This window comes from Peribacillus sp. SIMBA_075, assembly GCF_046534585.1.
Genome location: NZ_JAWRYN010001289.1, coordinates 1 through 247, shown reverse-complemented (window position 1 = coordinate 247; position 247 = coordinate 1). Strand labels below are relative to the sequence as shown.

1 pseudogene is annotated in these 247 nt (G+C 36.4%); it reads left to right on the top strand.

Annotated elements, in window-relative coordinates:
* Nucleotides 1-247, top strand: a pseudogene (locus tag SB775_RS32495) (hypothetical protein); the annotation flags it as partial.

Genomic DNA, 247 nt, shown 5'->3' with positions numbered 1-247 from the left:
GGGCATCTTTACATATGTGCTTGCTCAATCTGATGAAGAAGTATATGAATGGTTGAAAACTGATCCAAGCCTGTCTGACGGCAGGGCAGTCTATACCCCATATCAAGACAACGAAGCAGATGGTAAAACATATGCAATTTATAATCAGAGCTTTGATATTGTTGGTCATGAAAAATATAAAGATCGAATGATTCGATTAAAAGGTGAGTTGAATGATGAAGTTGAATTAACCGATCTTTATTACGGA